The sequence below is a fragment of the Nitrococcus mobilis Nb-231 genome, assembly GCF_000153205.1.
Lineage (GTDB): Bacteria > Pseudomonadota > Gammaproteobacteria > Nitrococcales > Nitrococcaceae > Nitrococcus > Nitrococcus mobilis.
In genome coordinates this window covers 1-1,461 of sequence record NZ_AAOF01000037.1, presented here as the reverse complement: position 1 = coordinate 1,461, position 1,461 = coordinate 1, and the positions used below count along the sequence as shown (strand labels likewise).

The window sequence follows — 1,461 nt, the reverse complement described above, 5'->3', positions numbered from 1 at the left end:
GGGTAAAGTGGCATCGCGTACTGGTATTTGCCCAAGAATGATGTTGGCAAGCAAGCTTTCTGTGGCAAAGCTCTTCGGGATAATGCTTTGCGGTGCTGGCTTTTGAACGATGTGATTGCTGTCTTCAGTTTGCTCGCACTGGCGGCAAGCATATTTAGGGCGAACATATTCCAGCACTTTGAGTACGGCTGGCGAAAACTCCAGCTTTTCACTGCTGTCTTCACCGATTTTATGCAGGTCATGATTGCAGCATGCACACTGCTTTTCATGGTCGTCTAAATCAAGTTCGATAACTTCACGAGGTAAGGTCTTTGGAAGAGGCTTACGCTTACCGCGTTTCTTCGTTGTGGTTGTGGTGGTCGTCGTAACCTCAACCTCTTCTTCCTTAGCGGCTTCACATTCCGCTTCGTTGAAGAGGTCACCTTGAGATTCATCGTAGGGCTTTAACGCCTCCGAGCGTTTTGCGAACTGGCGGTCGAAAGCCAGTTTGAGTTGCTCAAGCAGAGATTGACGCTCTTGTTTCCACTGAGATTCGCTGTGTTTTTGCAACGCCAACAACTCTTTCACCATCGCTTGTAGCTCGGCAACATCTTGGCTTTCTGGGTTGATATTTGGCGTCTTTTTCATGGCATTTATTATACTAAAGTCATGCCGTTAACGCTTGGTGGATATAGCTTTATTATCGATTAAGTCATTGTAAAATCGTTTATTTGAACGGGTTTATGGCCGATAATCGTGAAGCCAGAAAGCAGTCTATCAAGCTCGCATTGAGTCAGGGTAAACACGTCATTTTTCTCTTTTGACGGCCATTTATACTTGGCTTTTTCAAGGCGTTTATACCAAAGTGCAAAGCCTGTTTTATCCCAGTACAACACTTTGATTTTGTCGCGCTGTTTATTGGTAAACAGGAATAGTGCGCCGCTTCCCAAGGGTAAATCGGTGTCACTTTCGATAATCGCCGCGAGGCCATTGATGGACTTTCTAAAATCGACACTCTCACGATACAGATAAATATCTGGTGCACTTAGCATATGTTTCATGACAAGGCTCCAATGAGTTCTGCCAGGTAGGCAGCGGGCGTGCCTTGAGGAATACTCAGCTCAACGTCGTTGACAAAAAGTGTCATATTCGCGGTAGGTATTTGCGTCATATGGTAACGTGTTGTCTGCTCTACAACGTTTGCTTTGACGAAGCCGTTAGTCTGTGGTGTTTGAAGGTGTGTTAACTGTTGGCGTTTGGCATGAAACGTGGAAAGACTTAATCCGTGATGTTCACAAAAAGCACGTTGAGTGAGTTGGCTGGATTCATAGCACTCAAACAAAGTCTGCCATTCTTGATTGGTACGTCGTGTTGCCATTTTAAATCTCCTTTGGATTGGAGATTTGATCTTATTCTTCGAGTAAAGTGATTAGAATGCGGTGTTTATGGCACGCTTACATTCTTACTAATTTAAAATTACGC

At 44.6% G+C, this 1,461-nt stretch carries 2 protein-coding genes and 1 pseudogene; all 3 read right to left on the bottom strand.

What is annotated here, in order from left to right; genetic code table 11:
* Window positions 1-627, bottom strand: a pseudogene (locus tag NB231_RS00020) (IS66 family transposase zinc-finger binding domain-containing protein); the annotation flags it as partial.
* Window positions 628-686: 59 nt separating this feature from the next.
* Window positions 687-1,040: an IS66 family insertion sequence element accessory protein TnpB gene (gene tnpB / locus NB231_RS00015; RefSeq protein WP_006643801.1), complete on the bottom strand. Its 354-nt coding sequence runs from the start codon at window positions 1,038-1,040 to the stop codon at window positions 687-689.
* Window positions 1,037-1,357 carry an IS66 family insertion sequence element accessory protein TnpA gene (tnpA, locus tag NB231_RS17210; RefSeq protein WP_004998436.1) on the bottom strand — a complete coding sequence of 107 codons (321 nt, stop codon included), beginning with the start codon at window positions 1,355-1,357 and terminating at the stop codon, window positions 1,037-1,039. The genes tnpB and tnpA overlap by 4 nt, the downstream gene beginning before the upstream one ends.
* Window positions 1,358-1,461 lie beyond the last annotated feature (104 nt).